The following is a 23,382-nucleotide window of genomic DNA, read 5'->3' as shown; positions in this document are numbered from 1 at the left end:
GGCGGTAACGGCCATCATGCGGTTCTTGAAATGTTCTCGCTTAGCGTTGTCTGGCGTACCTTCCACGCGATGCCCTCTTCAGCTCTGGCCGATCCTCCAGGACATGCACCAGCTCCGCGCACTTTATGGCGAGCGCGCCGGCACCTTCCTGTCCAATGCCGGCGTGGTCCAGACGTTCGGGGTCAACGACCATGCCACCGCCGACATGCTCTCACGCACGATCGGCGACACGACGCTGGAATATGCGACCCTCAGCACGTCGCGCGGTACTGGCTGGGGAGATAATCGCGCCGGTCCCTCGGAGAGCCTCAGCACGCACGTCACGGCGCGGCGGCTCGTCACGCCGGACGAAATCATGCGGATGCCCGCCGACACGCTCCTGTTGCTGCGCCAGGGCGAGCGCCCGCTGTGGGCCAGCAAGGTCCGCTACTATGACCAGCGCGAGTTCGCCGGCCTGTTCGATCCGGCGTGATCGCACACACCGATCCCCGGAAGACGAAAGGTGAGCTTTGGGGTGGCGCCTCACCGCCTTCTCCGCTGGCGGAACGCTGAAGGCACACACCACCGGTTCCGCCTGGCTTCTCTGGGAAGCCCTGCGGCCGTCAGGCCGCGCTGGTGACGGCGATAGCCGGCACGGATCAAAGGCGCATTGGCCGATAGGTCAATTCTGCATTTGCCTGTGCTTTGTCCACAGGAGTGGCTTACCCCAAAACTCACCCGTCACCTTCTGATTCAATTATTCTTCTAGATTCAAGATTCAGGCGCTCGAAGGCCGCGGAAAACCGACAGAAATCAGCTCTAATGGTGAGGGTTAGGGCCGATTCGCGTGAGCCTTGGGGTAACCATCGGTGAGCGTTGGGGCGGCTTAAGGTGAGCGTTCGGGTCGATTCTGGTGAGCCTTAGGGTATCCAGGAAATTGACGGTGAGTTTTGGGGTATCTCCTCACCGTAGATCGGGGAGCCAACTAGATTGCCCAACTCACTTTTCGTGTTAAGGTGAGCGCAGCAATAGCTACCGCTCACCTTTGAGACACGCCCATGCCCCAGCCCACGCTTGCAGATGGATCGTTCCGCACCCTAACTCAGCGAGGCAAGGGCAACCCCTTCAATCCCTCTCATTATGGCGAGATCGTAAAGCCGGGCGAGTTGGTCGATATTGTCGAGCTAAGTCCCCTCACTCTCGCCGATCGCCGAACCTACAATCTGCTGATCGCCAATGCCTGGGAGCGGATCGGCGAACCGATCGTCCATCGGATTGCCAAGTCGGCGCTGAAAGGCACGCATCAAGGTAACGAGCGGATTGAGGCCTCCCTGCTCCGCCTGATGGGCACGATCGCAATCGTCACCATCCGCAAGAGCGGCAAGAGCTACAAGCGCCGTGTGCAGCTCCTCGGCCCGAGCGACGAAAGCTTGGAGAAGGACGGCTTCCTCCACTACCGCATCCCTGAGGAACTGATCGAAATCCTGCGGAACAGCGAGGTGTATGCCCGTCTCAAGACGCAGGTGATGTATTGCTTCGAGTCTAAATACGCCCTGTGCCTCTACGAGATGATCGAGCGACGGATCGGCCTCGAATACAAGCAGACGGAGGAGTTTACGATTGAGGAGCTGCGCGGGCTGCTCAACGTGCCCGCTGGCAAGCTGGAGCGGTTCGCCGATCTCAATAAATACTGCCTCAAGGTGGCGGTAGAGGAGATCAACAAGCTCTGCCCCTTTTACGTCGATTTCACCCCCATCAAAAAGGGCCGCAAAGTCGAGCGGATTGCGCTCCACTGGTTCCCGAAAACTTCCAGCGGGAAGCGGGACGCGCAAAGCCTGATCGACCAGCACAGCGTCGTCCGTCGCGCCAAGATGCGCGGGCTGGCAGCCGAGCTGCCGGTGCTGGTGGATTTTAGCGCGCCGACCGAAAGGTGAGCCGCTACCCCAAAACTCACCGAAAAGCCTGCTGCCAGGTTTACAGGCTGCGTGTTCACATGCCGTCATGATATCGTGTCCACACGTCAACACGTGAGCATGCAACAATCTGGGCGCTACCTCAGATGACGCTCACTCACCCAGCCCTTGCATGTTCCAATCAGGCCGGATCATTCGGATCAACCCCGCTTCCAACCCTGGCGCGGTCAGCACCGGAAGCCCGTTCCACGTTGTGTCCTCAGGGGTCGCGATCAGGATCTCGACACGGCTGCCTGCATTAAGCGCCGTCAGGATAAGGCCTTTGATGCGCGCACTAGTGCGCTGCCGGGCGTGACCGCGAACATAATGTGCCATGCGGCCCCGCAAACCACGCTGGGTCAGTCCTATATAGCGGATGATCCCGTCCACCACGAACGCATAGACACCGGCGTCTGCCGGCACGATGCAATCAGGTTCAAAAGCCTCATCGCTGATCGAAGTCCACTGCCCAATCCGAATGAACCCTGCGTCAATAAGGCGGGAAGCCGGGATCGGCTCGTTTGCGATAGCCGCCTCAGGCTTCGGCCGTTCCTTGGCCAGCGATCGAAATTCCGGACCGGAGGCATTGGCGCGTTGCTTCCGGCCCAGATCGATCCCTGAGCGTTCGAGAACCTGCCGAACGTGTTGATAACGAATGCCGAGTTGGACAGCGATTTCCGTACGCAAGTACCCAGCTCGCGCGAGGCCACGGATTTGGTCTGCTTTGGTGCTCAGTCCGGCAGTGACCTGATGGACCGGCAGACGCTCGCCGGGAGGCAGCGGCTCACCCATAGATGCTTCACCCCCTCCTCTTTCGTAGCTACGTCACCGTTCCCCGAACGGGTGCTTGCCGTACTGGCGCATCAGGAGGTCGATCGCCTCGCCCATCAAGGCTTGGAGGGTAGTTCCGTTCTCCGCCGCTAGCACGTTTAGGCCCCGGCTGACCTCCGGGCTGAAGTATGCGCTCACCGCCTTCTTGCCCTGCCGCGCCGCCGATCGGACCGGCGCCGCATCCTCGATGGGAGGAGCCAAGGCGCTCGGCTCCACCTTCGCGCGTTCTGCGCGCTGCTGCCTCATGGCACCAAATTTGCTCATGTCAGCCTCGCTTCTTCCTGCTCTTCTTACCTGTGGACAAGTTCACACGTTCTCGTGTCCACGTCCATAGCGCAGCAATCTCCTCCGCCGCCTTGCCGTCCGGCTCCGCCTCCATCGCGGTTTTCCCTTGCGCCGTGCTGTGGTGATAGATCGCGCGCATAGTGAGCATGACGGGCGCGACCGGCACGCCCATGCCCTCCACGCCTTCGCTGCCCTCGATCAACTCGCGCGCGTCCCGGTAAGTAGTTGGTGCACGCTGAGGGCCGCCCATGAAGAGCACGAAGGCCGGCTTACCTGCTGCCTTCACCAGCTCGGCCGTCGTTTCGACCGCTGACAAGTCGAAGGCCTGGGGACGGCACGGAATGAGGATCAGGTCCGCGGCCTTGCACGCCTCGCGCGCCATAATGTCCGCGTGTGGGGGCGTGTCGATAATGACCAGATCCGCGCCTAGATCGGCCGCTTGCTGCACCTTGCGCGGAAGGAGGGTAGGGGAGGCACAATCCACGACCTCAGGGTCCGCGCCGCCTCGCCAGTGATTCCACTGGCTGGCGGTCGCTTGCGGGTCCGCGTCGAGGATCAGCGCAGACAGACCCGCACTGGTGGCAGCGCCGGCAAGGTGGATCGCAAGCGTGGTCTTACCCGCTCCACCCTTCTGGCTGATGATAGATATGGTCTTCATGTGGCCACCTGAACGTGTTCGCGTGTGAACATGATGGATAGAGGACGTGTGGTCAGGATAGCAATCCCACCTGTGAACGGCTCGACTCATGCTTGTCGCGCAGATCCTGACTTCCAAGCGTCGCAACAGTGCCGGCTTTGGTGGCGGATATATATCTGCTATGCTAGATATATGGATTCTGATTCGGCCATCTCTGCCTTGGGGGCGCTTGCACAAGGCACGCGCCTAGATACCTTCAAGCTGCTGGTGCGCCATGAACCAGAGGGCATTGCCGCGGGTGAAATCGCACGCCAGCTGGACGTGCCGCAAAACACCATGTCGGCGCACCTCGGCATTCTTGCCCGCGCCGGCCTCGTCCGCTCCGAGCGGCGCAGTCGATCCATCATCTATCGAGCCGATCTGGACGGCCTGCGCGCACTGACACTGTTCCTGGTCAAGGATTGCTGTGCCGGCAACGCGGAGTTGTGCGCGCCGCTCGTCGCCGAACTCGCTCCCTGCTGCTGAAAGGACGCCCGCATGGCTGTCGACATCGTCATTTATCACAACCCTGAGTGCGGCACCTCCCGCAACACCCTTGGCCTGATCCGCAACGCCGGCATCGAGCCACACGTTGTCGAGTATCTGAAAACCCCGCCCGCGCGCGCGCTGCTGGTCGAGTTGATCGACCGAGCCGGCATGACCCCGCGAGATCTGCTGCGCGAAAAGGGGACGCCCTATGCTGAACTGGGTCTGGGCGACACGTCGCTGTCCGAAGGCGCGCTGATCGATGCGATGATGGAGCACCCGATCCTCATCAACCGACCGCTGGTCGTTTCGCCGCTCGGTGTGAAGCTCTGCCGCCCCTCCGAGGCGGTGCTTGATCTGCTGCCGGCGGGCCAGCTCGGCGCCTTCGTGAAGGAGGACGGCGAACAGGTGGTGGACGCGTCGGGCCAGCGCATCGCCTGATGCTCCTTGCCGTCCTGATCTTCGTCGCCACGATCACGCTCGTCATCTGGCAGCCCAGGGGTCTGGGCATCGGATGGAGCGCGGTGGGCGGGGCCGTCGTGGCGCTGCTGGCTGGCGTCGTCTCCCTGTCCGACGTGCCGGTGGTGTGGGACATTGTCTGGAACGCGACGGGTGCATTCGTCGCGATCATCGTCATCAGCCTGCTGCTCGATGAAGCCGGATTCTTCGAATGGGCGGCGCTTCATGTCGCCCGCTGGGGTAGGGGCAACGGCAAACTGCTGTTCGCGCTCGTCGTGCTGCTCGGCGCTGCGGTGTCCGCGCTATTCGCCAATGACGGTGCGGCGCTGATCCTGACGCCTATCGTCATCGCCATGCTGCGGGCGCTGGGATACGGCACCAAGGCGATGCTCGCCTTCGTCATGGCCGCCGGCTTCATCGCCGACACGGCCAGCTTGCCGCTGGTCGTCTCAAACCTCGTCAACATCGTGTCGGCCGACTTCTTCGGGATCGGCTTCGGCGAGTATGCGTCCGTGATGGTACCGGTCGATCTGGTGTCGATCGCCGCCACGCTGGGTGCGCTGCTGTTGTTCTTCCGCCGCGACATTCCGCAAGCCTATGACGTGGGCGCGCTCCGACACCCGAGCGAAGCGATCCGCGATGGCGCGACCTTCCGCGCCGGTTGGGTCGTGCTTGCACTGCTGCTTGCCGGCTTCTTCCTGCTCGAACCGCTCGGCGTGCCGATCAGTGCCGTTGCTGCTGCCGGTGCAATCCTGCTGCTGGTGATCGCAGGCAGGGGCCATGTGATCCAGACCGGCAAGGTGCTGCGCGGTGCGCCGTGGCAGGTCGTGATCTTCTCGCTGGGCATGTACCTCGTTGTCTATGGCCTGCGAAATGCGGGCCTTACGGACCACCTGGCCGCGCTGCTCGATCGGACCGCGCAAGGTGGTGTGTGGGGCGCAGCGCTTGGCACCGGCGTGATCGCGGCTGTCCTGTCGTCGGTGATGAACAACATGCCGACCGTGCTGGTCGGCGCGCTGTCGATCGACGCGGCCCATGCTACGGGCGCGGTCAAGGAAGCGATGATCTACGCCAACGTGATCGGCTGCGACCTTGGCCCCAAGCTGACGCCGATCGGATCGCTTGCAACGCTTCTGTGGCTCCATGTCCTCGGGCAGAAAGGCGTGCGGATCGGGTGGGGCTATTACTTCCGCGTCGGAGTGACGCTTACCGTCCCCGTCCTACTCATCACGCTTGCGGCCCTCGCGCTGCGAATTGGGATCGCCTGATGCCTCTCCGCGACTTGTCCGAACCTGACCATCTGCCGGCGCTCGATCCGGCGTTCATCCGTGAGCGCCCCGCGCTGGGCCTCGGCCCGAACGATCCCGCGCCGCGTATCCTGCTGCTCTACGGAAGTCTGCGCGAACGGTCGTTCTCGCGGCTCGCGGCTGAGGAAGCCGCCCGCCTGTTACGCCTGTTTGGCGCCGAAACACGGATATTCGATCCCTCGACGCTGCCGCTACCCGATCAGGTACCGGGCGACGATCATCCTGCCGTCCACGAACTGCGCGAACTGGCGTTGTGGTCAGAAGGTCAGGTGTGGTGCAGTCCGGAGCGGCACGGCCAGATCACCGGCATCATGAAGGCGCAGATCGATCATCTGCCGCTGGAGATGAAAGGAATGCGCCCGACCCAGGGACGCACGCTGGCCGTGATGCAGGTGTCCGGCGGATCGCAGTCGTTCAACGCGGTCAACACGCTGCGTCTGCTCGGCCGCTGGATGCGAATGTTCACCATCCCGAACCAGTCCTCGGTCGCGATGGCCTACAAAGAGTTCGATGAGGCCGGCCGCATGAAGCCGTCGAGCTATTATGATCGTATCGTGGACGTGATGGAGGAGTTGGTGCGCTTCACCGTGCTGATGCGGCCCCATGCCGCCCAGCTGGTCGATCGCTACTCCGAACGCAAGCAAGCCGGCGTGCCGGTCGATGCAGCAACCGATCTGTCCAGCATCGCGATTGCGCCACAGCGGTAACCCGTCGCCAAAGTCCTGACTTCCTGTCGTCGCGTATGTCCCTGCAAGCGACAGATTGGGCGGATCGTGTGGTCTCTGGCTCGGCACCGCCCTATCACGTGCCTTGATTTGGACTCGGACAAGCTCGGCAGCATTCCAGTTCCGCTTGCAGGGCGTGAATTAGTTCCGCGGCAGGCATGGCGCGGGTGAGCGGGGCCCCCTGTCCCGCCCATTGCGCGCCGAAGCCATGCTCGCCCCGCGCCTTGGCAGCGGCGTGGAGTGCCTTCCCGGCGTCGTAGGCGGTGGGGTAGGCGGGCGGCAGTTGCTCAGCGAGCTGATCGGCCAGTGCCGTGAAGCGATTGGCCAGCGCGCGCGCCGGGCGACCAGAAACCAGCGATGTCAGCGTGGTGTGGTAGGCGCCAGGGCCGGTCAGGGCAGCGCGATAGGCCGCGTCCGCAGCGGACTCGGGGCAGGCCACAAACGCAGTGCCGAGCTGCGCTGCGGCTGCGCCGAGATCGAGCGCGGCAGCAATGCCGGCACCGTCCATGATCCCGCCCGCCGCGATCACCGGCAACCTTGATTTTCGTACCAGTAACCGTGTCAGCACGCCCATGCTGAGCGCGTCGTCATGGCCTGTTGGATCGAAGACGCCGCGATGCCCGCCCGCCTCGATTCCCTGTGCGACGATCGCGTCGATTCCCGCCGCCTCGATCGCGACTGCTTCCTCAAGGCTCGTCGCGGTCGCTATGAGGGTGATGCCGCGCGAGCGCAGCGCCGAGAGCGTGTCGGCGGGCGGCAATCCAAAGTGAAAGCTGACCACGGGCGGCGCCAGATCGAGCAGCATCGCCAGCATGTCGGGATCCTCGGCGAAGCTCTTGTAGATCGTGCGGAGCGTCGCAGGCGGCTGGGCACCGAACTCGGCGAACAGAGGTTGGAGGAACTCCAGCCATGCCGTCTCCCGAGCTGCATCCGGCTGAGCGGGCTGATGGACGAACAGGTTGACGTTGAAGTAGCGATCGGTTCGCGAACGTGTCTCTTCGATCATGGCGCGCGCGCCGGCAGCGTCCGTCGCTCCAACTCCGATCGAGCCCAACGCACCCTCGTTGGACACCGCGGCTGCAAGGGCAGGCGTGGACACTCCCGCCATGGGAGCCTGCACGATGGGTACACAAAGGCCAATCCGGTCGAACAGGGAAGCGGGCATCGGATACCTCAACGCGAACGTTGTGGCTGCTTATGAGCGACCGCGTTGAGCCTGTGAACGGGCGATAGTGGCATGCTTGCCAATCGGCAGCTTCCGCTCGCCTGTCGCAAATGTGCTGAGTTTCGCGACAGCGCCCTCAACGCTCGTATTCTCTCGTACGCTGGCGTCGCAAAAGTCGATAGCATAATATTTGTTTTCTGATACAGTTTTGCGACATGCTGATCGGCTACGCCCGTGTGTCCACTGATGACCAAGATCTCCGGTTGCAACGCGCCGCGTTAAAGGAGGCGGGGTGCAAGCGGACGTTCGAGGAGAAGGTGTCGGGCGCGAAGCGTGATCGGCCCGAGTTGGCCAAAATGATCGAGCAGCTGCGCGACGATGACACGGTGGTGGTGACGCGGCTCGACCGGCTGGCACGCTCCACTCGCGACCTGCTCGACATTGCCGAGAAGCTGAAGGAGGTCGGCGCCGGCCTGCGCTCGCTGGCCGAGCCTTGGGCGGATACGACCTCGCCTGCGGGTCGCATGGTGCTGACCGTGTTCGCCGGCATCGCCGAGTTCGAGCGCGAGCTGATCCACCAGCGCACCAGCAGCGGGCGGGTCGCGGCGAAGGCGAGGGGGGTCCGGTTCGGCCGCCCGCCCAAGCTCACCCCCGATCAGATTGCCCTTGGCGAATGGTTGGTGAGCGAGGGCACGTCGGTGCGGGAAGCGGCCAAGCTCCTCAAGTGTCACCATGCCACGCTCTACCGGGCGCTGACCGCCGCAGCATTGACCCCGTGATGCTGACCACCCCGCAGCCCGACGCGCCGGAGGGGGAGGCCTGATGCCGATCCGTCCCGAACATGTGTTCCTGTATCCGATCGACTGGCCCCAGCTCTCTCATCATGTGCGCTTCGTGCGGGCAGGGGGATGCTGCGAGCATTGCGGGCGCCCCCATGGGCAAAAAGTATTCCATATGCGGGATGGACGATGGTGGGACCGGAAGCGGCATTGCTGGCGCGATGGCCAAGGTCGACGCGTGCGACGGCCGACAGAGGACATCCTGGTGCACGGTGCGTGGACGCCGGTGGTGCTGGCCTGTGCGCACCTCAACCACGACCCTAGCGACAGCACGCTCCACCAGCTGGCGGCACTGTGCCAGCGGTGTCACATGATCCACGATGGCCCGGAGCATCGGCGCCGGCGCTGGATGAATGCGCACTATCGACGCGCTCTTGGCGACTTGTTCTACGGACCTTATCCCGTGTTGGGCGCCGACTGGATCACGCCCACCCCGCTCAGCATGCTCGATGGTAGCTCATCGATTCATGCTTGGATTCGGTGAAGAACGGCCAGATCGTAGCTGCTGCAAGGGGCCGCCCCAAAAACGGGCTAGTCGTTATTGCTTTGTTGGGTTTTCGCTCATATCTCGGGGTTAATCGAACCCGCCAGGCCTCTGCCCGCAAGGGTATGCACACTTGGCGGGTCTTTTTTTGCCCTGCTAAGCAGGATGGGTGCCACGCCCCTTCACAAAACCCGCGACGACGATCGCGCAGCAGCTCCAACACCTCCAGGCCGAAGGCATGGCAATCCCCGACGTGGTGCGGGCCGAGCACTGGTTACGCCATGTCAGCTACTACCGCCTGAGCGCCTACTGGCTGCCCTTCGAATATCCTAAGGGCACTTCTGGCGCCCGTTTCTTGCCGGGCACCAGCTTCGATACCGGCCGGAGGGTTTGGTGTTTGAATTGGAAGCGCGGCTTGGAGATGCCGCAACAGTGAACGAGTAGACGGCGTGGGACAGAGCAAGCCGATCGGCAGCAACACCATTCTGATCGTTGAAGGCGAAGCGCGGGCGGTGTCGCCCGCCAGGCGCCGCTTGCCAGCTTTCATGAACTCCTTCGACCAGGTGTAATACAGGCTCTGTGCGATGCCTTCCTTGCGGCACAGCTCGGCAATGCTGTCCTCGCCGCGCAGGCCTTCCAGCACGATGCGGATCTTGTCCTCGGCCGAGAAGTGGCGACGGGTCTGGCGCCGGATGTCCTTCACCACCTGCTCTGCAGGGGCCTTCGTCGACGATTTTGCATTGGAGGATCTGGGCTTCATCTTCGTTCCTTCGTCACTACGACGAAGCCCAGATCCTCCTTACATCACAACCTCAAATCTGTGCCATTGGCGCTGACGGCGGACACCGTCGATTTGATCCATCGTCCCCGTCCTGTTGTGGTTGCTAAGAGGGTAAGGTGCACTCCGCCCCGCCGGGAGGGCCATAAAACAACAAAAGTGGTGCACCGCCCGCACCACTTGTGCTGCTATATAGAGAAAGGGTGGAGAGCCAGGCGCCGCATCAAAGCCGCAAGCCCACACCTTCATCTATCGGCGACCAGCCACCTGCATTCAGGCCATCGCTGATCCAGGCAGCTCGCTCCTGCGATTACCCCACCTTCATAGCGTAGGCGGCTGTTCCTCGCCGATCGTGGAAATCTGATCGGTCGCCAGCACGCGGAACGCGTCGTCACCCAAGCGCAGCGCGCCGGCCAGCTCACGTCCAAGCAGCGCTGCGCCCAGTGCCGGCACGATCACGGCGGAGATGATCCTTCCCACACGCCTCGCCTCGGCTTGCTGGTCCACAGCGGGATGCTCCAGCGTCGTGGCGAGTTCGGCTACCGTCAGACAAAGGGGAACCAGCCGGTCGCGGTGCCCCGACGACGCCAGCCACGCGATCAGCTGCCCCGCACCACCCGCGTCGAACGCGTCAAAGACCAGGTCAATTACGTCGCGCACATCGGTCTCACCTGCGCGCAGCCCCGCCAGTGCGGCCTGCACCGCATCGACCAGATCGCGGATCATCGCCTCCGCCAGCGCCCCTTGTAACCCGTTGGCGCTGCCAAAATGGTGCGTCACGTTGCCATGCGTCATGCCCAGCTGACCTGCCACTGCCTGGAGCGTGATCGCGCTGGGTCCGTGCTGCAGCAGCAATCGTCGTGCGCATTCCAGTGCAAGCTGGCGTACCTGGTCGGCGGGCCGGCGCCGGCGGACAGGCTGCTCGACGTCTATTGTCATGCTTGCCAATAAAGATTACGCCGCAAGTAATGGCTGAAGCGACACAAGCTGTAGCGATATGAAAAACCATCCATGTCATTGACGGGATGGGGCGGGGAGGAAGCGATGGCAACGATCATCTACGTCGAACACGACGGCACGCGTCATGAACAGCAGGTCACCGACGGCTGGAGCGTGATGGAAGGCGCGGTGAAGAACGGCGTGCCCGGGATCGATGCCGATTGCGGCGGCGCCGCCGCCTGCGCGACGTGCCACGTTTATGTCGATCCGGACTGGCTGGCGGCGACGGGCGAGCGCACCGAGCAGGAAGCCGAGATGCTGAACTTTGCTGAAAACGTGGAAAGCAACAGCCGCCTGTCGTGCCAGATCGAGGTTACGCCCGCGCTCGACGGGCTGGTCGTCACCATGCCCGAAAGTCAGCACTGAGCCCCATCATCCTGGAAGGACCCGTCGCATGAGCACCGCCGCCACTGCCGCCTTCGCCGCCACCAATCCCGCCCGCGACGCCGCTTACGCGACCCCGCTCGACAAGCTGGATCCGTCACGCCCTGAGCTGTTTGCCGCCGACGAGATGTGGTGGAATTTCGAGCGGCTGCGCGCCGAGGCGCCGGTGCATTACACTGCCGAAAGCGCTTATGGGCCGTTCTGGTCGGTGACCAAATATAACGACATCATGGCGGTCGACATCGATCACCAGACCTTCTCGTCGGAGCCGGGGATCATGATGGTCCCGCCGCTTGCGCCCGGCGAAACGCCGCAACTCGAAGGGCTGGCGATGTTCATCGCGATGGACCCGCCCAAGCACGACGTGCAGCGCAAGGCGGTAAGCCCCGCGGTGTCGCCCACCAACCTCCAGATCCTGGGTCCGCTGATCCGCGAGCGCGCCGCCGCGATCCTCGACGGGCTGCCGATCGGCGAGGAGTTCGACTGGGTCGACAAGGTGTCGATGGAGCTCACCGCGATGACGCTCGCGACGCTGTTCGGCATGCCGCAGGAGGATCGCCGCAAGCTGACCTATTGGTCCGACGTGGTCACCGCCGAGCCAGGGCATGGCGTGGTCGAGACACGCGAGCAGAAGATGGGCATCTTCCGCGACTATCATGCCTATTTCACACAGCTGTGGAATGAGCGCGTCAACGCCGAGCCGACGGGCGACCTCATCTCGATGCTCGCGCATGATCCCGCGACGCGCGACATGTCGCCGATGGAATATTTCGGCAACGTGATGCTGCTGACGGTGGGGGGCAACGATACCACCCGCAACACGATGACCGGCTCGGTTTACGCCTTGTCCAAGAACCCCGATCAATATGCCAAGCTGATGGCCGATCCGTCGCTGCTGCCGTCGATGGTGTCGGAAACGATCCGCTGGCAAACGCCGCTGTCGCACATGAAGCGCCGCGCCACCCGCGATGTCGAGTTCCGCGGGCAGCAGATCAAGAAAGATGACACGGTCGTCATGTGGTACGTGTCGGGCAACCGCGACGATGAAGTGATCGAGCGTCCGAACGATTACATCATCGATCGTGCGCGCCCGCGGCAGCACATCTCGTTCGGCTTCGGCGTCCACCGCTGCGTCGGCAATCGCCTCGCCGAATTGCAGCTGCAGATCGTGTGGGAAGAGATCATGAAGCGCTTTCCCGAGATCAACGTGGTCGCGGAGCCCAAGCGGGTGCGCTCGAACTTCGTGAAGGGCTATGAATCGATGCGCGTCGTCATCCCGCGCCGCTATTGAAATTTTGCCCCACTCTTTTGAGGAACGTTCGGTAAGCAGCGGCCGCGTTGGCTAAGACATGCCACCGAGACCTGCCGACCGGGCGCTTAGACAGTGGAAGCTGATTTGGAGCGACGTCACGGGTCTTTGATAGCGCTCGCCGCACCTTAACAGCTAAAGGGGGCGGTATTGACCCAATTGTGTTAAAGAAGTCGGTGTTGGGTTTGGAGGCCGCTGCAACTGAGTTGCGCTACAGGGCTGATTGTGACGTGCTCCCCTGAAACTCTGCCAGTTTGAGCTAGAGTCCGCCTTCGTGAGGAGACGGACGTGAAGAAGACCAGGTTCAGCGAGGAGCAGATCATCGCGGTGCTGCGCGAGCAGGAAGGCGGGATGAAGACCGCCGATGTGTGTCGCAAGCACGGGATCAGCAGCGCGACGCTGTACGCGTGGAAGGCCAAGTACGGCGGCATGGACGTGTCGCAGGCGCGCAAGCTGAAGGTGCTCGAGGAGGAGAACGGCCGGCTCAAACGGCTGTTGGCCGACGCCATGCTCGACAATGCCGTGCTGAAGGAAGTCGCGGCAAAAAACTGGTGAGGCCCGCCGCTCAACGGAAGGCTGTCGAGCATGCTCGGCAGTTGTTCGGCATCAGCGAGCGTCGGGCGTGTACTATCTTCGGCGTAGATCGAACGTCGGTGCGCTACGCGCCCCGGCGTAGTGATGATGGCGACCTGCGGTCGCGGCTGCGCGAGATCGCGGCGGAACGTCGGCGCTTCGGCTACCGGCGGCTGGGGATCATGCTGGCTCGCGAGGGTCTGGTCATGAACCACAAGAAGCTGCTGCGGCTGTACCGCGAGGAGAACCTGCGGGTCAGGCGTCGGCGTGGCCGCAAGCGAGCGATGGGCACCCGAGCACCCATGACGCTGCCACAGGGACCGAACCAGCGCTGGAGCCTCGACTTCGTCAGCGACACGCTGATCAGCGGCCGGCGCATCCGCATCCTGGCGGTGGTCGACGACTTCACGCGCGAATGCCTCGCGCTGGTGGCCGACACCTCGCTGTCAGGCGCGCGTGTTGCTCGGGAGCTCGACGCCATCATCGCCGTCAGAGGCGTACCGCCGCTGATGATCGTCAGCGACAACGGCACCGAGCTGACCAGCCTGGCGATCCTGAGCAGGGATTCCGCATGTTTCGGACCCAGCTACAGGCACTCGCAGCTTGCCAGATGACTATCGGTTTCACGTCCGGCGATATTGCATCGACGTTCGACGGAAGCCCGGTCGAGCAGTTCGACGCTTGGCTTCCGGGGAAGGAAGGCCAGCGTTCGCTTTGGCCGTCGCGCTTGATCCTTGGAAGGCGGTTTTTCGAGACGCTACGGGACCACGCCGTACCGATCGACCTTGAGGCCCTGTCGGCGCTTCGCAGTTCGGCATTGGCGATGGACGTGTATCTGTTCCTTGTGCAGCGGCTCTACCGCATCGGCGCACCCCTGACGCTGAATTGGTGGCTCCTAAAGGATCAGTTCGGCCAAGAGTATGTCGGGGCGGATGCACTGGCCGACTTCAAGAAGAAGTTTAGAAAGGCGCTCGCCCAGGCATTGAGCGTCTATCCGGGGGCAAACGTCGAGGTGGTCCGTGGTGGCGTGACCTTCCGCAAATCGGCCCCGGCCGTCGATCCCGTTACCGCCAAACGCCTTCGCGCCGCATAGGAACAGCGCCAAGGGGGCCGGTGATAATCGGACCCCCTTGGTGGTGGTGATAATCAGACCCCCTCCGCAGCCGGTGATAATCGGACCCCCTTTGGCAAATCCGAGGTGGTGATAATCGGACCCTATTGCGGTGATGATCGGACCCCTTGCGCGGTGATAATCGGACCCGAGACGACTCGCGTTTTCGGTGATGATCGGACCCCCCTAACCTATAGAAACCTATACCCCTTCCTTTAGCGGCGTGCCTGTGGACAAGTCGCAAAGGCGGATCGACGCGCAAGACGATACGTGGAAATCCAGACCCGAGGGTCAGCACCGCCTCTTGGGGGCTACGCCCCCGCCGGCTCCTCGCTTCGCTCGCCCGACCACGCTTCGCGCGGTCGTCCCACCCGGCATCCCCCTTTGATGACGGCCTACGGCCGGCGTTATTGAATCCTCCATCACTGGCGTCTCGCTTCGGAGAGTGGCGAGAGCGATCGAGAACCAGAACCGGACGAGCTGGACGAAAAGGCAGGACGCGGCGGCAAGCCGCCGCGATGGCTTCCGAAGGAGCCAAGCGGTTCCGGCAGCGCCCACATCGAACGAAGGCCCAGCGGATAGGTCAGTGAAGGAAGGATCGGGGCCAGCGCCGCCAGAAATGAAATGGGCTTGGAGGGCGGCAACCCATCCAAGCCCGGTTTCGCTCGCCCGCAGGAGGGAGTGAAAGTCGAACTCCCATATAGCCGGTCGCGCGGTGAAATCCAACAGGGGCCGCAGGATGCGGCCTGAAAAAGACAATGCGGCGACCTGTGCGACAACCCTGTTCCCATTCTGTTCCGGCGCGGTACAATGGGGCGAAAGGGATTCTCGTATGCTGCCACTCATGCAGCCGGTCCCGCTCGCAGAGGTTTCGCCGTCGCTTCGGCTTCGGATCATCGGCGCAGCGGGTGCCGGCTTCCCCTCCCCGGCCCAAGATTGGGAGGAGGACGCCATCAATCTTGCCGAGCTGCTTAGGCTCAATCGCGCGGGCAGTTTCGTGTTTCGGATCAGCGGCACGTCGATGATCGAGGCCGGTATCAATGACCATGATGTTGTCGTGGTCGATCGGGACCGAAACCCGATGCCAGGGCATATCGTGATCGCGGTAGTCGATGGCGGGTTTGTGTGCCGCCAGTTGGTAGCGCGCGACGGCGTGCCGTACCTTGAGGCCCGCAATGCGCGGCAGAACTATGCACCGACGATCGCGGCCGACCCGGTTGAGGTATGGGGCGTCGTTCGCGCGAGCGTCCGCGACTTTTTGAGATAGCGCCGTGACGTGGGCGATCGTTGATATTTCCAATTTTTACGTGTCGGCCGAGCGCGTCTTTGACCCCAGCTTGCGGCGCGTCCCGGTGATCGTGTTGAGCAACAACGACGGTTGCGCGATCGCCAGGAGCGAAGAATCCAAGGCGCTGCATATTAAGATGGGCGACCCGCTGTTCCTGCTGCGCGACACGATCCGCAAGCACGGCATACAGGTCCGATCGAGCAATTATGAACTGTACGCCGACCTCAACAGGCGGTTCAACATGGTGCTGGCCGAGCATAGCGATACCGTCGAAATCTACTCGATAGACGAGAGCTTTTTCCGTCTCCCTTTGCTGGCAAACGGGCGCGGCGACGTGCGCGCCGCGCATAAGGTCCGCGCCTCTATCCTACGGACTGTCGGGCTTCCGACGCGCATCGGCTTAGGGCCGACCCGCGCGCTATCGAAGGTTGCCAACGCGCTCGCCAAGGCGACCGAGAAGGTCTGGAATGGCGTGGTGGACCTCCACGACGAGGAGTTGCGCCGACGCCTCTTTGCCGAATGGCCGGTTGGCGAGGTGTGGGGCATCGGCAAGGCCCTGACTGCCTCGCTGCAACGGCTTGGCGTGCGGACTGCCAGCGACCTCGTTGCGATGGAGCCAGCGGTCGCGCGCGACGTGGGGACCGTCGTTCTCGAGCGCCTTGTTCGCGAGCTTAACGGCATCGAGTGCGACGACTTCAAACCGGAGCCGGATGCGATGAAGGCTACCGCCGTGACGCGCCAGTTCGGGGCGCCCGTCACATCGGTTGACGATCTACGCGAGGCAATGGCGCGGCGAGCTGGACGCGCAGCCGAGAAGATCAGAGCTAGGGGATTGGTGGCGCAACGCCTGATCGCGTTCGCGCATGGATCGAAGCATCGCCCGAACCCGCCGTCCGCTTCCCGATCGGTGCGGCTGTCGCCAGCAAGCAACGACCCGCGCGTCATCATCGCGCACACATCGCGGATGGTGGACCAGATGTTTGTTCAAGGCGGAGTCTATACGAAATGCGGCGTGCTGTTGGAGGAGCTGACCCCGGAGGGAGCCGCCCAGGCCGACCTATTCGCCCAGCCTGATCCACGCGCACCGGCTTTGCTGGCGGCATTGGACGGTATCAACGCCCGGTTTGGCCGGGACACCATCAAGATCGCGGCGCAAGGGTGCGGCGCGAAACCGAGTGACACGCGGCGCAGCCAGAAAAGCCCGTCGTGGACCACCAATTTTGCGGAGATTCCCGTAGCCAGGTGAAGGACGAAGAAGGGTTCGACGCCTGCCGCGCTACGCGCGTCACCGTGGCCCCTAGTCGCTTCGCTCCCCAAGCCCGCAAGCGGTCTTGGCCCTGACGGGTTTGGACCCACATGGCAGAAATCCGACGGCGCAGACGCGCCGTAGTGGGGAGAGGGGGACGCTGCCCCCCTCTCCCCTGCAAGGGCTATCAGGCCGACCGAGGCTCAGTCGCTTCGCTCCCTGCGCCCGCACCACTCGGCCAGATAGGGGTGACTACACGAAAGTGACGTATCTGCACGCTAAGGGCGAACAAATCCGGTACGATGCCAGCAGATGCTATTCGCAGGCTTTCCTGCCCCTTTTATGTGGTGCCGCCCTACGGGCGCCGATATGGGAGGGCGGCAATCCGATTGACCAACGATCGAGGTAGAACCCTGCTCGCCAAATATGTGAGCTGGTTGCCCATCCCCGGTATGGCGAAGGATTGCCGATAAACCAGAGCGTGGACTGCATGGGCCGCGCACCGGTCAACGTCCATCAAACCCAACCTCCCCCACTTCAAATCGCTGAGGGCAGCCATGTCTGTGTCGATTCCACCGGGTGCAAAAGACCCAACACTCACTCCCGTCCCGGCAAGCTCCACGGAAAGCGCTCGGATGAGGGTGCTCACATAGGCTTTCGACGCGCCGTAGACCGCTTGGAAGGGCACGGATGTTTCGCCCGCCAGGCTCGACACGGCGATTACTGAGGATTCAAACGGCTGCTCCCTGAAAATCGCAATCAGGCGAGCCAGCAAATCCGTGAAACCGAGTATGTTTGTTTCAATTACCTCGGCATAAGTGTCGGCACGGCCTGCATCAAATGAACCAACGCTCGTCATTCCGGCAACCAACAAAGCGGCTGTTACTTGCAATTCTGCAACCTTAGCCGCGATTTTCTCCCTGCCCTCGATTTCACGTTGATCAGCCACTATAATCTCGCACGGCACATTGAACCGCTCGTCAATTTCGGTCTGTAGCTCCCGCAAGTTGTCGAGCCTTCGTCCAACAATCAGGGGCTTGGCCTGGTACGATGCCGCCAAGCGGAGGGCGGACGCTCTGCCCAAACCGGTCGAAGCCCCTGTGACCAGCACCCACGAGTTCTTGATCGCCAGCGGTTTCACGCGTTTTCCAGAGCCTTGTATAGGGCGGTTTTGGAGGGTTGAGTAGCAACGGAACAGATAACCTACATAAGGGGGCGCGCCTCGAGGCCGCGCGCCATTCCGGAATGGCAAAAAGTGGTGGTTAGCTGCCGTTGCGGCAGGATGGGTCACTGCGTTTCAGGTCACCTGTAAGGGCGACAAACCGCTGCTTCGCCGAGAACTGAGCCGCACTGTCTTTAGATCGAGCATATAGGCGAATATCATATTTCGACGTTCCGGTAAAATTTACGGCTTCGATCTCATAGTCGTTCCCGATCAGGCGAAAGGATACGATGTCGTTTGTCTGGTTGTGACCGTAATGAAAGCTCAATCCAGTGTTCCGCGCGACCGCCTTCACACGACAAATAACCGGCTCTGTTGCAAACTCTGACACGGTTTCCAAGATTGGGCTCATGTACTGTCAAGGTCAGTTGCGATGAACGATTTCAAAGGACGGCATTTTACCGGCGAGGTCATCCTATGGGCGGTGCGCTGGTATTGTCGATACGGCATCAGCTACCGTGATCTCGAGGAAATGCTGTCCGAGCGTGGGATCGATGTCGATCATACGACGATCTATCGCTGGGTGCAGCGCTACGCGCCGGAGATGGAGAAGCGTCTCCGCTGGTTCTGGCGGCGCGGCTTTGATCCGAGCTGGCGTCTGGATGAGACCTACGTAAAGGTGCGGGGCAAATGGACCTACCTGTACCGGGCGGTCGACAAACGGGGCGACACGATTGATTTCTATCTGTCATCGACACGCAGCGCCAAAGCGGCGAAGCGCTTTCTGGGCAAAGCTCTTCGTGGCCTGAAGGACTGGGAAAAGCCGGCCAAACTCAATACCGACAAGGCACCCAGCTACGGCGCAGCAATCGCTGAGCTGAAACGCGAAGGCAAACTGGCGGCGGAAACCGAGCACCGGCAGGTGAAATATCTGAACAACGTGCTCGAGGCCGACCACGGCAAGCTGAAGATGCTGATCAAGCCGGTACGTGGCTTCAAGTCGATGCCAACGGCCTACGCCACGATCAAGGGCTTCGAGGTCATGCGCGCCCTACGCAAAGGACAGGCCCAGGCATGGTGCCTGCAGCCAGGTATCATGGGGGAGGTGCGCCTGGTTGAAAGAGCATTCGGAATTGGACCCTCGGCCCTGACCGAAACCATGATTATGCTCAATAAGCATTTCGCCAATGCTGCCTAATCCCCCAACTGGGTGACGCCGCGCGGCCGTGCCCCATGTTTGCAACAGAGCCTGAACATTAGCGACTACTGAGGAAAGCCCGATCTCGCGCAAGAGGATTGGACATGATGCCGCCGATGCGTATCATGATTTCCCTGTAAACCGCTATTCTACCGCCGGCGGCCAATCGGCGCACCGCTGGTGATTTCTCGAGAGGAACCCGTGATGGAAAAAGATGACACCAAGCGTTGCCCCGTAACCCATTTGACCACGGATTTTGGTGCGCCCGTGGTCACCAACCGTGACAGTCTGACCGCCGGTCCTCGCGGCCCCCTGCTCGCGCAGGACGTGTGGCTCAACGAGAAGCTGGCCGGGTTCGTGCGGGAAGTTGTCCCGGAGCGGCGTATGCACGCCAAGGGTTCGGGCGCCTTCGGCACCTTTACGGTGACCAAGGACATTACCAAGTACACCCGCGCGCGGATCTTCAGCGAAGTGGGCAAGAAGACCGAGATGTTCGCCCGCTTCACCACGGTGGCCGGCGAGCGCGGCGCTGCCGACGCCGAGCGTGACATCCGCGGTTTTGCCCTCAAATTCTACACCGAGGAGGGCAACTGGGACATGGTCGGCAATAACACGCCGGTGTTCTTCATCCGCGATTCGCGCCAGTTCCCCGACCTGAACAAGGCCGTCAAACGCGACCCCCGCACCAACCTGCGCTCGGCCACCAACAACTGGGACTGGTGGACGCTGGTTCCCGAGGCGCTGCACCAGGTCACCGTTGTGATGAGTGACCGCGGTATTCCCGCAAGCTACCGTCATATGCACGGCTTCAGCTCGCACACCTACAGTTTCTGGAACAAGGACGGCGAGCGTTTCTGGGTCAAGATGCACTTCCGCACCCAGCAGGGAATCAAGAACCTGACCGACGCCGAGGCAGAGGCCCTGGTCGGCAAGGACCGCGAAAGCCATCAGCGCGACCTCTACGATGCCATCGAGCGCGGCGACTTCCCCAGGTGGAAAATGTACGTTCAGGTCATGCCCGAGACCGATGCCGAGCAGTACCGCTTGCACCCGTTCGACCTGACCAAGGTCTGGTACAAGGGCGACTATCCTCTGATCGAGGTGGGCGAGTTCGAACTGAACAGGAATCCGGAGAACTTCTTCGCCGACGTCGAGCAGGCCGCCTTCGCGCCCGGCAACCTGGTGCCCGGCATCGGGGCCAGCCCCGATCGCATGCTGCAGTCGCGCCTGTTCAACTATGCCGATGCGCAGCGCTACCGCCTGGGCGCCAACTACCACCAGATTCCGGTGAACAAGGCCCGCTGCCCGGTGAACAGCAACCACCGCGACGGCACCGGCCGCGTGGATGGCAATTACGGCGGCCTGCCGCACTACGAGCCCAACAGCTTCGGCCAGTGGCAGGGCCAGCCCGAGTTTGCCGAACCGCCGCTGAAGATCAACGGCGATGCCAAGTTCTGGTCCTATCACGAGGACGACACGAACTATTTCGAGCAGCCTGGCAAGCTGTTCCGGCTGATGACACCGGCGCAGCAGGAAGCCCTGTTCGGCAACACATCCCGCGCCATGGGTGACGCGCCGGAGTTCATCAAGTTTCGCCACATCCGCAACTGCAACGCGGCCGATCCGGCCTATGGCGCCGGCGTGGCCAAGGCGCTAGGCATCGACCTGGGCAAGGCCCTGGCATCCAAGGAAGCCGATCCGATGTTCGGCAACCCTTTGGTACCTTTGCCCGCCTGATTTCGACCGTCGGGCGTCGAAAAGCTGGAGCCCGCTTCGGGGCTCCAGCTTCAGCCCGAACTGGACGATCTGGACGACAAGGAGCGAAAGGCGCTCGGATACGGCGCGGAGAGGCTCCGGAAAGCTGTCGCTCGCTGTGTGACCGTCTATTCTATTCCAGGCATTTGAAATGACGGGTGCCTCGCCAATCCGGCATTGGCGCCGGACGGCGAGACCCCCATTCACTTTACGCGGCTTCGCGCACGACTTCGCTGCCGATAGCGTCCAGTAAGCGGTTGACGGCGCCGAGGGCGAAGTCGAGCGAGGCGCGGTCCGGCTCAGCAGTGCGCTGACCGCGCTGGGTTAGGGGTTTGAGTAGCAACGGAACAGAAAACCTACATAAGGGGCTTCAAGCATCGTCGATACCTGTGGCACCAGGATCGCGTAGCGGCCTCAACTCGCCGCGCGCCACGATGTCGGGAATGGTGAAGGCATAGCGCCCGAGCATGTTGATGTGCCTGGAACCAAGCGGCGAGAGGCGGGCGACGTCCTCGTCCAGGATCACATGGCCTTCGGCGCGTAGCTGGCTGACCGCCGCGTCGATGTAGATCGTGTTCCAGAGCACGACCAGGTTGACGACGAGCCCGAGCGCGCCGAGCTGATCCTCCTGCCCTTCGCGGTAGCGCTGGCGAAGTTCACCGCGCTTGCCGTGGAATATGGTGCGGGCAAGCAGGTGGCGGCTCTCGCCGCGATTGAGCTGGACCAGGATCCGGCGCCGGTAGGTTTCGTCGTCGATGAACCGCAGCATGTAGAGTGACTTGATGAGGCGGCCAAGCTCCTGAAGGGCACGTGCCAGCCTGGTGGGGCGATCATTGGTCTGAAGGACACGGGTGAGATCGGTCGCGCGCACGACGCCGAGTTTGAGCGATCCGGCCAGTCGAAGGAGATCATCCCAATGTTCGACAATCAGCCTGGTGTTGATCCTATTCGCGGCGAGGTCATCCAGCACGCCATAATCGGCCTTGCCATCGACACGCCAGAACCGCGCGCCGCCAATGTCGGCGATGCGCGGCGAGAACTGGAGCCCGAGCAGGTGAAAAATGCCGAAGATCGTGTCGGTGTAGCCGGCTGTGTCGGTCATGATCTCGCCTGGCCGCAATTCGGTTTCCTGGTCGAGCACGACGGCAAGCAGATAGAGGCTGTCGCGCAACGTGCCGGGCACCGTCAGAGCATTCAGCCCGGAAAAGCGATCAGAAACCAGATTGTACCAGGTGATGCCGCGTTCGCGCCCGAAATAGCGCGGGTTTGGGCCGGCGTGGATCGTGCGGACTGGCACGGTGAAACGCAGTCCATCGGCAGAGGCGACCTCGCCGCTGCCCCAAACGCGGGCCAGTGGTATCCTGTTATGGGCCGCGACCAGCAGCGCGTTGGCTGTGGTCAGCGTCTCGGCGCGGATGAAGTTCTGCTTCACCCAGCTCAACCGTGACCGGCGCAGCGCGGACACCTCGGGACGGACAAGCGGTTCGAATCCGGTATTGGTGGCCTCCGCGACAAGCACCGCGCAGATCGTCGTCGCTATATCCTCGGCGCGTGCATTGCCTTCGCTGGCATGCGTGAACGCCGCCGCGAAACCGGTTCGCGCATGCATCTCCAGGATCAGCTCGGGAAGATCCAGCTGCGGCAAGCGCGCGTCGATTGCCCTATGGAGATCGGTGAGGCTGAGTGGCTCGTCGATCCTGTCGAGCGGTGCGATCGACAGGTCGGCGCCGCTCGCCGTTTTCGTGATGGTCACGGCATCGTTGTCCGGTACGCGCGCCGCTGTCTCGCGGTAGGCGAGATCGAGCCGCGCGGACAGCCTGGCGATCTCCTCGTCGCCAGCGACCGCCACGCCGACCGTGCGGCATACCGTCGGTCGCGCCGCTTCCCAGGCGGCTCCTGTCAGCAGGCCTTTGCGCGGGTCGGCGTAGCGAAGCGAGCGAACAGGAAAGACGTCGCGACGGCGAATGGCGCGGCGTAGCCGGTCGAGCGTACAAAGCCGGTATCCGGTCAGATCGAATGTACCGTCATCACTCTTCAACTGGCGCCCCCACCCCTTGGGGACGAACGATGTTGGTGCCGGTCCACGGCGCTTCTCGCCCCTGTGAACCCTTCGCAAGTGGTCGACCGCGTCGAGCAGCGGCTGTCCTGCGGGCGCGGCTGCAAGATCGAGCGCTGCCAGCATCTTCGGCAGATAGCGCATCGTCCCGGCCTGCCGGCGCAACTCGACAAAATAGCTCTCGTCGTTCGGCCGCGCGAGAAGGTTCACCTGTGCGACGGCGTCGGTCAGCGCTGTCCGATCGACGAGCGCGAACACGGCCCAGTCGGCCCGAAGCTGCGATTTTGGCCATGTTGAAGAACAAAGATTGAACATGGCGATCTACCAGGCTCGCT

The 23,382-nt window shown here is 62.6% G+C and carries 22 protein-coding genes and 3 pseudogenes; 16 read left to right on the top strand and 9 right to left on the bottom strand.

Annotated elements, in window-relative coordinates:
• Positions 1-103 precede the first annotated feature (103 nt).
• Entirely contained in the window at positions 104-472 is a 369-nt protein-coding gene (locus tag ACH0CP_RS18315) for a type IV secretory system conjugative DNA transfer family protein (RefSeq protein ID WP_406890045.1), read from the top strand.
• A 565-nt stretch (positions 473-1,037) separates the two neighbouring features.
• Positions 1,038-1,913: a replication initiation protein gene (locus ACH0CP_RS18310; protein ID WP_406890047.1), complete on the top strand. Its 876-nt coding sequence runs from the start codon at positions 1,038-1,040 to the stop codon at positions 1,911-1,913.
• A gap of 132 nt (positions 1,914-2,045) precedes the next feature.
• Here the strand turns inward: ACH0CP_RS18310 and ACH0CP_RS18305 are convergent, their stop codons facing one another.
• Genes ACH0CP_RS18305 through parA form a run of 3 tightly spaced genes read right to left on the bottom strand, consistent with a single transcriptional unit; the run spans position 2,046 to position 3,705 of the window.
• Positions 2,046-2,723 (bottom strand): GIY-YIG nuclease family protein, encoded by a 678-nt coding sequence (locus ACH0CP_RS18305; protein ID WP_406890049.1) that lies wholly within the window; start codon positions 2,721-2,723, stop codon positions 2,046-2,048.
• A gap of 33 nt (positions 2,724-2,756) precedes the next feature.
• The gene (locus tag ACH0CP_RS18300; RefSeq protein ID WP_406890051.1) at positions 2,757-3,026 is read right to left on the bottom strand and encodes a ribbon-helix-helix domain-containing protein; all 270 of its coding nucleotides are present in this window, start codon (positions 3,024-3,026) and stop codon (positions 2,757-2,759) included.
• A 1-nt stretch (position 3,027) separates the two neighbouring features.
• Positions 3,028-3,705 carry a ParA family partition ATPase gene (parA, locus tag ACH0CP_RS18295; RefSeq protein ID WP_046407054.1) on the bottom strand — a complete coding sequence of 226 codons (678 nt, stop codon included), beginning with the start codon at positions 3,703-3,705 and terminating at the stop codon, positions 3,028-3,030.
• 171 nt (positions 3,706-3,876) lie between these two features.
• Between parA and ACH0CP_RS18290 the strand changes: the two genes are divergently transcribed.
• The 4 genes from ACH0CP_RS18290 to arsH are packed head-to-tail and all read left to right on the top strand — an operon-like array spanning position 3,877 to position 6,682.
• A complete protein-coding gene (locus ACH0CP_RS18290) occupies positions 3,877-4,209 on the top strand; it encodes an ArsR/SmtB family transcription factor (protein ID WP_406890093.1) in 333 nt (110 codons plus the stop codon).
• Positions 4,210-4,221: 12 nt separating this feature from the next.
• Entirely contained in the window at positions 4,222-4,650 is a 429-nt protein-coding gene (gene arsC / locus ACH0CP_RS18285) for an arsenate reductase (glutaredoxin) (RefSeq protein ID WP_406890053.1), read from the top strand.
• Complete coding sequence (locus tag ACH0CP_RS18280) at positions 4,650-5,936, top strand: arsenic transporter (protein WP_406890055.1); 1,287 nt, start codon at positions 4,650-4,652, stop codon at positions 5,934-5,936. Before arsC ends, ACH0CP_RS18280 begins: the two co-directional genes overlap by 1 nt.
• A complete protein-coding gene (gene arsH, locus ACH0CP_RS18275; protein WP_406890057.1) occupies positions 5,936-6,682 on the top strand; it encodes an arsenical resistance protein ArsH in 747 nt (248 codons plus the stop codon). Before ACH0CP_RS18280 ends, arsH begins: the two co-directional genes overlap by 1 nt.
• 94 nt (positions 6,683-6,776) lie before the next feature.
• On the opposite strand, the gene ACH0CP_RS18270 is transcribed toward arsH, so the two are convergent.
• Positions 6,777-7,865, bottom strand: a complete 1,089-nt coding sequence (locus tag ACH0CP_RS18270) for an NAD(P)H-dependent flavin oxidoreductase (protein ID WP_406890059.1) — start codon at positions 7,863-7,865, stop codon at positions 6,777-6,779.
• 215 nt (positions 7,866-8,080) lie between these two features.
• On the opposite strand from ACH0CP_RS18270, the gene ACH0CP_RS18265 reads away from it, so the two are divergent.
• Both ACH0CP_RS18265 and ACH0CP_RS18260 read left to right on the top strand, forming a co-directional pair.
• Entirely contained in the window at positions 8,081-8,644 is a 564-nt protein-coding gene (locus ACH0CP_RS18265; RefSeq protein ID WP_046407080.1) for a recombinase family protein, read from the top strand.
• A gap of 43 nt (positions 8,645-8,687) precedes the next feature.
• The gene (locus ACH0CP_RS18260; RefSeq protein WP_046407082.1) at positions 8,688-9,188 is read left to right on the top strand and encodes a hypothetical protein; all 501 of its coding nucleotides are present in this window, start codon (positions 8,688-8,690) and stop codon (positions 9,186-9,188) included.
• Positions 9,189-9,687: 499 nt separating this feature from the next.
• Here ACH0CP_RS18260 and ACH0CP_RS18255 read toward each other — a convergent pair.
• Positions 9,688-9,948, bottom strand: a pseudogene (locus ACH0CP_RS18255) (transposase); the annotation flags it as partial.
• Positions 9,949-10,287: 339 nt separating this feature from the next.
• Positions 10,288-10,905 (bottom strand): TetR/AcrR family transcriptional regulator, encoded by a 618-nt coding sequence (locus tag ACH0CP_RS18250; protein WP_046406470.1) that lies wholly within the window; start codon positions 10,903-10,905, stop codon positions 10,288-10,290.
• Between the two features lie 105 nt (positions 10,906-11,010).
• Here ACH0CP_RS18250 and ACH0CP_RS18245 point away from each other — a divergent pair, with 105 nt between their 5' ends.
• The 6 genes and pseudogenes from ACH0CP_RS18245 (at position 11,011) to ACH0CP_RS18220 (ending at position 16,876) form a co-directional block, all read left to right on the top strand.
• Positions 11,011-11,331: a 2Fe-2S iron-sulfur cluster-binding protein gene (locus tag ACH0CP_RS18245; RefSeq protein WP_350027614.1), complete on the top strand. Its 321-nt coding sequence runs from the start codon at positions 11,011-11,013 to the stop codon at positions 11,329-11,331.
• 28 nt (positions 11,332-11,359) lie between these two features.
• Positions 11,360-12,640 carry a cytochrome P450 gene (locus ACH0CP_RS18240; RefSeq protein ID WP_093068394.1) on the top strand — a complete coding sequence of 427 codons (1,281 nt, stop codon included), beginning with the start codon at positions 11,360-11,362 and terminating at the stop codon, positions 12,638-12,640.
• 306 nt (positions 12,641-12,946) lie between these two features.
• Positions 12,947-13,791 (top strand): annotated as a pseudogene (locus tag ACH0CP_RS18235) (IS3 family transposase); the annotation flags it as partial.
• 11 nt (positions 13,792-13,802) lie between these two features.
• The gene (locus tag ACH0CP_RS18230; RefSeq protein WP_406893934.1) at positions 13,803-14,324 is read left to right on the top strand and encodes a replication protein RepA; all 522 of its coding nucleotides are present in this window, start codon (positions 13,803-13,805) and stop codon (positions 14,322-14,324) included.
• An 850-nt stretch (positions 14,325-15,174) separates the two neighbouring features.
• Positions 15,175-15,609 carry a LexA family transcriptional regulator gene (locus ACH0CP_RS18225; RefSeq protein ID WP_219750711.1) on the top strand — a complete coding sequence of 145 codons (435 nt, stop codon included), beginning with the start codon at positions 15,175-15,177 and terminating at the stop codon, positions 15,607-15,609.
• 4 nt (positions 15,610-15,613) lie between these two features.
• On the top strand, positions 15,614-16,876 hold the full coding sequence (locus ACH0CP_RS18220) for a Y-family DNA polymerase (protein ID WP_406890183.1): 1,263 nt from the start codon (positions 15,614-15,616) through the stop codon (positions 16,874-16,876).
• A 355-nt stretch (positions 16,877-17,231) separates the two neighbouring features.
• Here the strand turns inward: ACH0CP_RS18220 and ACH0CP_RS18215 are convergent, their stop codons facing one another.
• On the bottom strand, positions 17,232-18,017 hold the full coding sequence (locus ACH0CP_RS18215; RefSeq protein WP_063976435.1) for an SDR family oxidoreductase: 786 nt from the start codon (positions 18,015-18,017) through the stop codon (positions 17,232-17,234).
• 121 nt (positions 18,018-18,138) lie between these two features.
• Positions 18,139-18,438: a hypothetical protein gene (locus ACH0CP_RS18210; protein ID WP_406890186.1), complete on the bottom strand. Its 300-nt coding sequence runs from the start codon at positions 18,436-18,438 to the stop codon at positions 18,139-18,141.
• A gap of 33 nt (positions 18,439-18,471) precedes the next feature.
• Here ACH0CP_RS18210 and ACH0CP_RS18205 point away from each other — a divergent pair, with 33 nt between their 5' ends.
• Together ACH0CP_RS18205 and ACH0CP_RS18200 are read left to right on the top strand one after the other, a co-directional pair.
• Complete coding sequence (locus tag ACH0CP_RS18205; RefSeq protein WP_006949122.1) at positions 18,472-19,236, top strand: IS6 family transposase; 765 nt, start codon at positions 18,472-18,474, stop codon at positions 19,234-19,236.
• A gap of 204 nt (positions 19,237-19,440) precedes the next feature.
• Complete coding sequence (locus tag ACH0CP_RS18200) at positions 19,441-20,973, top strand: catalase (RefSeq protein ID WP_406890188.1); 1,533 nt, start codon at positions 19,441-19,443, stop codon at positions 20,971-20,973.
• A gap of 388 nt (positions 20,974-21,361) precedes the next feature.
• Here the strand turns inward: ACH0CP_RS18200 and ACH0CP_RS18195 are convergent.
• Positions 21,362-23,308 (bottom strand): annotated as a pseudogene (locus ACH0CP_RS18195) (Tn3 family transposase); the annotation flags it as partial.
• Between the last annotated feature and the right edge of the window lie 74 nt (positions 23,309-23,382).

This window comes from Sphingomonas sp. 179-I 2A4 NHS, assembly GCF_045369135.1.
GTDB lineage: Bacteria > Pseudomonadota > Alphaproteobacteria > Sphingomonadales > Sphingomonadaceae > Sphingomonas.
Note: the sequence above shows the minus strand (reverse complement) of the source record. Positions and strands in the feature narration are given on the sequence as shown.

Coding starts and splice junctions, on each gene's coding strand:
- ACH0CP_RS18315 (WP_406890045.1), top strand. CDS start 104: ATGCACCAGCTCCGCGCACTTTATGGCGAGCGCGCCGGCACCTTCCTG.
- ACH0CP_RS18310 (WP_406890047.1), top strand. CDS start 1,038: ATGCCCCAGCCCACGCTTGCAGATGGATCGTTCCGCACCCTAACTCAG.
- ACH0CP_RS18305 (WP_406890049.1), bottom strand. CDS start 2,723: ATGGGTGAGCCGCTGCCTCCCGGCGAGCGTCTGCCGGTCCATCAGGTC.
- ACH0CP_RS18300 (WP_406890051.1), bottom strand. CDS start 3,026: ATGAGCAAATTTGGTGCCATGAGGCAGCAGCGCGCAGAACGCGCGAAG.
- parA (WP_046407054.1), bottom strand. CDS start 3,705: ATGAAGACCATATCTATCATCAGCCAGAAGGGTGGAGCGGGTAAGACC.
- ACH0CP_RS18290 (WP_406890093.1), top strand. CDS start 3,877: ATGGATTCTGATTCGGCCATCTCTGCCTTGGGGGCGCTTGCACAAGGC.
- arsC (WP_406890053.1), top strand. CDS start 4,222: ATGGCTGTCGACATCGTCATTTATCACAACCCTGAGTGCGGCACCTCC.
- ACH0CP_RS18280 (WP_406890055.1), top strand. CDS start 4,650: ATGCTCCTTGCCGTCCTGATCTTCGTCGCCACGATCACGCTCGTCATC.
- arsH (WP_406890057.1), top strand. CDS start 5,936: ATGCCTCTCCGCGACTTGTCCGAACCTGACCATCTGCCGGCGCTCGAT.
- ACH0CP_RS18270 (WP_406890059.1), bottom strand. CDS start 7,865: ATGCCCGCTTCCCTGTTCGACCGGATTGGCCTTTGTGTACCCATCGTG.
- ACH0CP_RS18265 (WP_046407080.1), top strand. CDS start 8,081: ATGCTGATCGGCTACGCCCGTGTGTCCACTGATGACCAAGATCTCCGG.
- ACH0CP_RS18260 (WP_046407082.1), top strand. CDS start 8,688: ATGCCGATCCGTCCCGAACATGTGTTCCTGTATCCGATCGACTGGCCC.
- ACH0CP_RS18250 (WP_046406470.1), bottom strand. CDS start 10,905: ATGACAATAGACGTCGAGCAGCCTGTCCGCCGGCGCCGGCCCGCCGAC.
- ACH0CP_RS18245 (WP_350027614.1), top strand. CDS start 11,011: ATGGCAACGATCATCTACGTCGAACACGACGGCACGCGTCATGAACAG.
- ACH0CP_RS18240 (WP_093068394.1), top strand. CDS start 11,360: ATGAGCACCGCCGCCACTGCCGCCTTCGCCGCCACCAATCCCGCCCGC.
- ACH0CP_RS18230 (WP_406893934.1), top strand. CDS start 13,803: ATGTTTCGGACCCAGCTACAGGCACTCGCAGCTTGCCAGATGACTATC.
- ACH0CP_RS18225 (WP_219750711.1), top strand. CDS start 15,175: ATGCTGCCACTCATGCAGCCGGTCCCGCTCGCAGAGGTTTCGCCGTCG.
- ACH0CP_RS18205 (WP_006949122.1), top strand. CDS start 18,472: ATGAACGATTTCAAAGGACGGCATTTTACCGGCGAGGTCATCCTATGG.
- ACH0CP_RS18200 (WP_406890188.1), top strand. CDS start 19,441: ATGGAAAAAGATGACACCAAGCGTTGCCCCGTAACCCATTTGACCACG.